Annotated in this window: 6 protein-coding genes, 1 tRNA gene and 1 pseudogene; 2 read left to right on the top strand and 6 right to left on the bottom strand. The window is 70.6% G+C overall.

Annotated elements, in window-relative coordinates; all coding sequences use genetic code 11:
* Positions 1 to 268: 268 nt before the first annotated feature.
* The 6 genes from ACIHAR_RS23360 to ACIHAR_RS23335 form a co-directional block, all read right to left on the bottom strand.
* A tRNA-Ser gene (locus ACIHAR_RS23360) sits at positions 269 to 355 on the bottom strand.
* A gap of 310 nt (positions 356 to 665) precedes the next feature.
* The gene (locus tag ACIHAR_RS23355; RefSeq protein WP_365467472.1) at positions 666 to 974 is read right to left on the bottom strand and encodes a hypothetical protein; all 309 of its coding nucleotides are present in this window, start codon (positions 972 to 974) and stop codon (positions 666 to 668) included.
* A 92-nt stretch (positions 975 to 1,066) separates the two neighbouring features.
* Entirely contained in the window at positions 1,067 to 1,786 is a 720-nt protein-coding gene (locus ACIHAR_RS23350) for an ABC transporter permease (RefSeq protein ID WP_365467443.1), read from the bottom strand.
* Between the two features lie 10 nt (positions 1,787 to 1,796).
* A complete protein-coding gene (locus ACIHAR_RS23345; RefSeq protein ID WP_365467445.1) occupies positions 1,797 to 2,708 on the bottom strand; it encodes an ABC transporter ATP-binding protein in 912 nt (303 codons plus the stop codon).
* Complete coding sequence (locus tag ACIHAR_RS23340; RefSeq protein ID WP_400021507.1) at positions 2,705 to 3,613, bottom strand: ABC transporter permease; 909 nt, start codon at positions 3,611 to 3,613, stop codon at positions 2,705 to 2,707. The genes ACIHAR_RS23345 and ACIHAR_RS23340 overlap by 4 nt, the downstream gene beginning before the upstream one ends.
* Positions 3,603 to 4,568 carry an ABC transporter ATP-binding protein gene (locus ACIHAR_RS23335; protein ID WP_365467449.1) on the bottom strand — a complete coding sequence of 322 codons (966 nt, stop codon included), beginning with the start codon at positions 4,566 to 4,568 and terminating at the stop codon, positions 3,603 to 3,605. Before ACIHAR_RS23335 ends, ACIHAR_RS23340 begins: the two co-directional genes overlap by 11 nt.
* A 383-nt stretch (positions 4,569 to 4,951) precedes the next feature.
* Between ACIHAR_RS23335 and ACIHAR_RS23330 the strand changes: the two are divergent.
* Positions 4,952 to 5,223, top strand: a pseudogene (locus tag ACIHAR_RS23330) (hypothetical protein); the annotation flags it as partial.
* Between the two features lie 2 nt (positions 5,224 to 5,225).
* On the top strand, positions 5,226 to 7,007 hold the full coding sequence (locus tag ACIHAR_RS23325) for an SDR family oxidoreductase (protein WP_400021545.1): 1,782 nt from the start codon (positions 5,226 to 5,228) through the stop codon (positions 7,005 to 7,007).
* The last annotated feature ends 133 nt before the right edge of the window (positions 7,008 to 7,140 follow it).

The following is a 7,140-nucleotide window of genomic DNA, read 5'->3' as shown; positions in this document are numbered from 1 at the left end:
AGCGGGCTGCGGGCTGCGGGCTGCGGGCTGCGGGCTGCGGGCTGCGGGCTGCGGGCTGCGGGCTGCGGGCTGCGGGCTGCGGGCTGCGGGCTGCGGGGCGCAACGACCGCCGCAGGTGATCGGACGCGCGGGAACCTGCGCGACCGGCCGCACCACTCCCGCACCACCCGAACGACCGCCCCGCCCTCTCCGCACCCCGGCCGCACCTCGGGCCCCTTCTCGGCCCACCCCGGCCAAGAAGGGGTCCGGTCCCAGTGACAACGTTCCGCGGAGGATGCACGGATCGAACGTGCGCGGGCTTTCCAGCCCGACCACGGCTTAGCAAGCCGGTGCCTTACCACTCGGCCAATCCTCCGGGTGGGCGGCCTCACGCGAGAGCGACATCGCGTGCTCGAAGCGGCCGCCCCGGGCAGCTCCCCGTGTGGGGCAAGCTCGACGGAGGGGTAACTACTCCGGAGCCCGCCGCGGGCTGCCCTGACGGGAACGGAACGGACTGCCGTGCATGGACATCGTCCCGCTCCTCTCCCAGTACCTGCCGCCGGAACCCTCACCGGCGCTGCGGACACAACCACTCTGCCCGCCGCACGAGTTGGACGCCACCGAATAAAACGCCCGTACGAGGAGCGGACCTTATCCGGTGGGCTCACGAGGAAGCCGTACGGGACCTACCGGCGCCGCCACCGCCGTCGGCGCTTGCTGAAGAACCAGCCCGCGGGCGGTTCGTCGGAGCGCCACGGCTGCGGCTCGGGCTCCTCGTCGCGCCAGCGGGCGGCCAGCATCCGGGCGCGGGCGGACGGCTCGGACGTCTCGGCGGCCCGTATGAAGTCCTCATCGAGGACGAGGTCGTCCCAGGTCCCGTCGGAGGCCCTCCCCGCGTGACCGCCCCCGGACGGCCCGTGACCGTGACCGTCCCCGGACCGGCCGTGGCCGTCCTCGTCCTCCCGGCCGTCGTACCCCGCCGCCTCGTCCGCCATCTCCGGCCTCCCAGCCGTTTTCCGGTCGTATCCCCTTCGCCCAGTGTGCCCGGGCGGAGATGAAGCCCCCGTCAAGAACCTTCCGCAGACGCCTACTCCTCGCCCGCCAGCGTCAGCGTGCGCAGCTTCTGTCCCGCGTACCAGGTGGCCAGCACCGTCACCGCGACCAGCAGGACCGTCGCCGTCGTCAGTCCGACGTCCGAGGAGATGAGCTCTCCGCCGGCGACCTTGTCGGCGACGGCCAGCGACCACTGCTGGACGCTGAGCGTGCGCGCGCCCGGCACCAGGGAGCCGAACAGCGCCTCCCAGACGAGGGCGTAGACGAGGCCGAAGACCACCGCGTGCCGGGACACCGTGCCCAGCAGCAGGAACAGTGCGGCGTAGGCGATCGAGGAGACCAGCGCGGCCACCGTGTAGGCGACGGCGATCTGCTGGCCGTTGCCGTTGAGGATGAAGCCCGCGATCAGCGTCGGCAGTGCCGAGAACACCATCGTCACCGCGATCGCCACGATCAGCTTGGTGAAGATGATCGTGGGCCGCTTCAGCGGCTTGGACAGCAGGTACACCACGGAGCCGTCGTCGATCTCCGGGCCGATCGCGCCCGTGCCCGCGATGACGCCGATGATCGGCACCATGGTGGCGAGCGCGAGCCCGCCCAGCAGGTCGGACGCCGTCTGGTCGTCGGCGCCGGTCAGGCCGCGCACGACCACCGAGATGGCGATGAGCAGCAGCGGCAGTGCGCCGAGGATGAGGGCCCGTCGGCGGCCGAGCAGGGCCCGGTAGGTGAGCCGGGCGACAGTGGGGTCGTACATCTTCGGCCTCCTACGCCGCGACCAGGTAAGAGAAGACGGACTCGAGGGACTCGTCGGACGGCGAGACCGTGAGCAGGCGGATGCCGTGATCGCGCGCCACCCTCGGCAGCAGCGCGGTGAAGCGGCCGAAGTCGACGGCCTGGATGCGCAACGCGCCCTCGGCGAGGTCGACCTCGATGCCGGAGGTCGACGGGTCGGCGATCAGCGCGGCCGCGAGGGCGCGGTCGTCGCTGGAACGCACCAGGTAGCGGTGCGGGCGGTCGGTCATCAGGCGGCGGATCCTGCGGAAGTCACCGCTGGCCGCGTGGCGTCCGGCGACGACGACCTCGATGTGCCGGGCGAGTTGCTCGACCTCTTCGAGGATGTGCGACGAGAAGAGCACCGTGCGGCCCTCGTCGCCCATGCGCCGCAGCAGGTCCATGAGCTGCATGCGCTGGCGCGGGTCCATGCCGTTGAAGGGCTCGTCGAGCAGCAGCAGGGACGGGTCGTGGACCAGGGCGCTCGCCATCTTCACGCGCTGGCGCATGCCCTTGGAGTACGTGGCGATCTTGCGGTCCTGGGCGTACTCCATCTCGACCGTGGCCAGCGCCCTCTGGGCGGCCTTGGCGCCCAGGCCGTGCAACTCGGCGTTGGCGACGACGAACTCGCGGCCGGTGAGGAAGTCGTACATCGCCTCGCGCTCGGGGACGACGCCGATGTGCTTGTAGATCTGCTCGTTCCGCCACACCTGCTGTCCGTCCAGGGTGACAGTGCCGGTGGAGGGGGCGAGGAAACCGCCCATCATGTTGATCAGGGTGGACTTCCCGGCACCGTTGGGGCCGAGCAGGCCGGTGACGCCGGGGCCGATGGTCATGGTGATGTCGTTGACGGCGACCACGTTGCCGAACCAGCGGGAGACGTGGTCGAGGGAGAGCGTGGTCACAGTCCCACCTTCCGGTAGCGGCGCATCAGGAGGCCGTAGCTGGCGGCGATCAGGCCCAGGGCGACGAGGACGTAGACCACGCCTTCGCCGTGGGACGGGCCGACCCCGCCCGGGAAGGCGGAGGTGGCGCCGAGGAACGCCGTCTGCAACCCGTCGATGAGCGTGATCGGTGAGAAGAGGCCTATCCACGGGATCGCGCTGGTGCTGCCCTGGGCGTCGGCGATGGCCTGGAGCGTGGAGACCGCGCCGTAGGAGATGGTCAGGACGGCGATGACCGCCGCGATGCCGAATCCGCGGCGCGGGGTGACCGCGGCGATGACCAGGCCGAGGCCGGCGAGGAGCAGGGAGAGCAGGGTCACGGAGACCAGTCCCTGGGCGAACCCCTTGGTCTGGTCGGCGAAGTCGAGCTTGGCCAGCAGGGCGCCCACGTAGAGCACGAGCAGGGGTGCGGCGGTGAGGAGGAACAGCGCCGAGGCGAGCGCGGCGAACTTGGCGCGTACGTAGTCGGCGGTCTCGATCGGCCGTGAGAAGTACAACGGCACGGTTTTGAAGCGCAGGTCGCGGGAGACGGACTGGGGCGCCTGGGAGGCGACGTACAGGCTGATGACGGCCTGCATGAAGAGCGCGTACTCCGTGTAGTCCACGGGCAGCTTGCCGGCCTTCGTGGCGACCGCGACGGCGACCATGATGGCCGCGGGCACGCACATCACCACGAACAGCAGCATGGGCAGCACCTTGGACTTCACCGAGCGGCCGAGGCCGTAGGCGCCGCGCAGGGACTGCGAGTAGAGGGAGCGGCGGGCGTAGGAGCGGCCCAGGCGAGGGCCGTCGTAGTTGCGGTAGCCGATGTTGTGGATACGGGTCTGGTCACCCGACGGGGTGGTGACGGAGTGCTCAACCGCCATGGCCGACGGCCTCCTTCCGCTGCTCGTCGCTGTCCCTGAAGACTTCGGAGATGTGGTGCCGGCGCTGCTCCATGCGGACCAGGCCGAGGCCGAGGTCGGCGACCACGTCCCGGACGAGGTCGTACGTCTCCTCGCCCTGCGCGGTCAGCAGCAGGATGTGGCCGGCGCCCGGCAGTCCGCCGTCGGCGTCGAGGACGTCCACCCCGCGCGCGTGGAGCGCCTCGCGCACCGCGCGGGTGCCGTCGGGGTGCTCGTCGGTGTCGGTGACCTCGATCGCGAGGGTGGTGGTGGTCTGGGTGAAGTCGGTGGTGGAGCTGGAGCGCAGGAGCTTGCCTCCGTCGATGACCACGACGTGGTCGCAGGTGCGCTCCAGTTCGCCCAGCAGGTGGGACGTGACCAGGACCGAGATGCCGAAGTCGGTGTGGATGCGGCGGATCAGGCCCAGCATCTCGTCGCGGCCGACCGGGTCGAGGCCGTTGGTCGGCTCGTCCAGGAAGACCAGCTGCGGGTCGTGGACGAGGGCCTGGGCGAGCTTCACGCGCTGCTTCATGCCGGTCGAGTAACCGCCGATGGGGCGGTAGCGCTCCTCGTACAGGCCGACATGGCGCAAGGTGTCCGCGGTGCGCTCGCGGGCGGCCGTCGGCGGCAAGCCGGACATCCGCGCCATGTGCACGACGAACTCGGTGGCCGAGACGTCGGGCGGCAGGCAGTCGTGCTCCGGCATGTAGCCGACGCGCTCACGGATGGCGGCACCCTTGGTGGCCACGTCGAGGCCGAGCACCTCGGCGCTGCCCTCCGTGGCGGGCGAGAGACCCAGGAGGATCTTGATCAGGGTGGACTTGCCGGCGCCGTTGGCACCGACGAGTCCGGTCACACCGGGTCCGATGTCCACGGACAGCCGGTCGAGCGCGGTCACCCGGGGGAACCGCTTGCTCAGGCTTTCGGTCGCGATCACAGTCACATCGTCGAAGGTAGTGACGCACGCCACGGAAATCGTCAGACCTCAGAGCCGTCTTCGCCTCAGACCTCAGATGTACGGGACCGTAGGGGATCCCCTGCTTGAGGGCTACGGGACGTGATCGAGGGCTCGGCGGACGGCCCTATTGACGCTCTCTCTAACAAGTGCCAGATTCGGCGAGGTCAAGTTACGGACACGTACCGCAGTCAGGCCGGGCCGGCCGGGACGAGGTGGCATGGCGAGGGCAGACACCGGCGAACTCTCCCCCGGCCCGCGCGGCTTCCGCCCTGCGAGGCGCCTCGCCGACTACTGCGCCGAGGCGGTGGCGGCCCGGCCGGAGCCGGAGTCACAAAGCGCGAGCCACGCGGACCCGGCGCCCCTTCTCCGACCACCCTCCGCGGCCGGGCCTGCGGGCGGCGAACCCCACCTCGGTCTCCGGGGCGTCGGGGCATCGGGGCATCGGGGCATCGGGGCATCGGGGCGAGGTTCGCGGACCTCCTGGTCGTCACGGACTCCGGAGACTGCCGGGAAAAACGCCCTCTGGCTGGACGACGACCTGCCGCACGTGCGGTGCTGGGAGGAGGAGACCACGGAATCGACCGCTGAGGTGACGGCGAAGGCGACGGAGGACGGAAGGGCGGAGGCGAAGTGACGATGCTGGAGCGTGCGCGCGAGCGCCGGGTGCGGACCGGCGGTGTCGACCTGTGCGTGGTCGAACTGGGAGACCCCGGGCGGCCGACGGTCGTCCTGGTGCACGGCTACCCGGACAGCAAGGAGGTGTGGTCCGAGGTCGCGTCCCGGCTTGCCGACCGCTTCCACGTGGTGCTCTACGACGTGCGCGGCCACGGCCGTTCCACCGCCCCCCGGCCGCTGCGGGGCGGGTTCACCCTGGAGAAGCTGACCGACGACTTCCTGGCGGTCGCGGACGCGGTCAGCCCCGGCCGGCCGGTGCACCTGGTGGGCCACGACTGGGGATCGGTCCAGGGCTGGGAGTTCGTCACGGTCGGGCGCACCCGGGGCAGGATCGCCTCCTTCACGTCCCTGTCCGGCCCCTCCCTCGACCACTTCGGTCACTGGATCAACGAGCGCCTGCGGGGGGTGAGTCCGCGCCGGGTCGGCCAACTCCTCGGCCAGGGCGCCAGGTCCTGGTACGTGTACCTGCTGCACACGCCCGCCCTGCCGGAACTCGCCTGGCGCGGCCCCCTCGGCAAGCGTTGGCCGAACCTCCTGCGGCGACTGGAGAAGGTTCCCCACGACGACTACCCGACGCTCTCCCTCCCCAACGACGCGGCCCACGGTGCCTGGTTGTACCGCGACAACGTGCGGGCCCGGCTGCGCCGCCCACGCACCGACGCGCACGCGCACACGCCCGTGCAGCTCGTCACGCCTCTCGATGACGCCTACCTGTCGCAGCGGCTGTACGACGAACTGGAGCGATGGGTACCGCAGTTGACGCGGCGGACGATCGCGGCGAAGCACTGGGTGCCGCGTACCCGACCCGATCAGTTGGCCTCGTGGATCGCGGAGTTCGTCTCGTCGGTGGAGGGAAAAGGGGCCGCCGCGGACCACGGTGAGATGCGTCGTGCGCCGTCCAGGACGACCGGTCCGTACGCCGAACGCTTCGGCGGTCAGCTCGTGTTGGTCACCGGGTCGGGCAGCGGCATCGGGCGGGCCACGGCGTTCTCCTTCGCGGAAGCCGGCGCGCGCGTGATCGCGGTCGACCGGGACGCGGAGAGCGCGGCGCGCACCGCCGAGATGTGCCGTCTGGCCGGCGCGCCCGAGGCCTGGGCGGAGACCGCGGACGTCTCCGACGAGCAGGCGATGGAGAAACTGGCGGCCCAAGTCCTGGCAGAGCACGGCGTGGTGGACGTGCTGGTGAACAACGCCGGTATCGGCCTGTCGGGCTCCTTCTTCGACACGACGACCGCCGACTGGCGCGCTGTGCTGGACGTCAACCTGTGGGGCGTCATCCACGGGTGCCGGCTCTTCGGCCGGCAGATGACCGAGCGCGGCCAAGGCGGCCACATCGTCAACATCGCCTCGGCAGCCGCCTTTCAGCCGACCAGGGCACTCCCGGCGTACGGCGCCTCCAAGGCGGCTGTTCTGATGCTCAGCGAGTGCCTCCGGGCCGAACTGGCCGGACAGGACATCGGTGTTACGGCGATCTGCCCCGGTCTGGTGAACACCGGCATCACGTCCACCGCGAGGTTCGTCGGGGTCGACGCGGACGAGGAGAAGCGCCGCCGACAGCGCGCCACACGTATGTACGGGATGCGCAACTACCCGCCGCAAAAGGTCGCCGACGCGGTTCTCCGGGCAGTGGTCCGCAATGAGGCGGTGGTCGCGGTGACACCGGAGGCTCGTGCCGCGTACATCCTGTCTCGTTATGTCCCAGGTGTCTTGAGGCGGTTGGCGCGGATGAAACCGCTCCTGTAGGGCGGTTGGCAGCGGTTGCTTGTCCGTCCACTCAACCGGCGGTCCCGCCCGGCAGCTTGAACCACATTTCTGCAAGGTGCGTGTATCCCACCGCTGTTGCTCAACTGCACCAACGCCGCGCGCCGTTGTCCAC

Source organism: Streptomyces sp. NPDC052016, from assembly GCF_044548445.1.
Lineage (GTDB): Bacteria > Actinomycetota > Actinomycetes > Streptomycetales > Streptomycetaceae > Streptomyces.
This window is presented reverse-complemented; position numbering and strand designations above follow the sequence as displayed.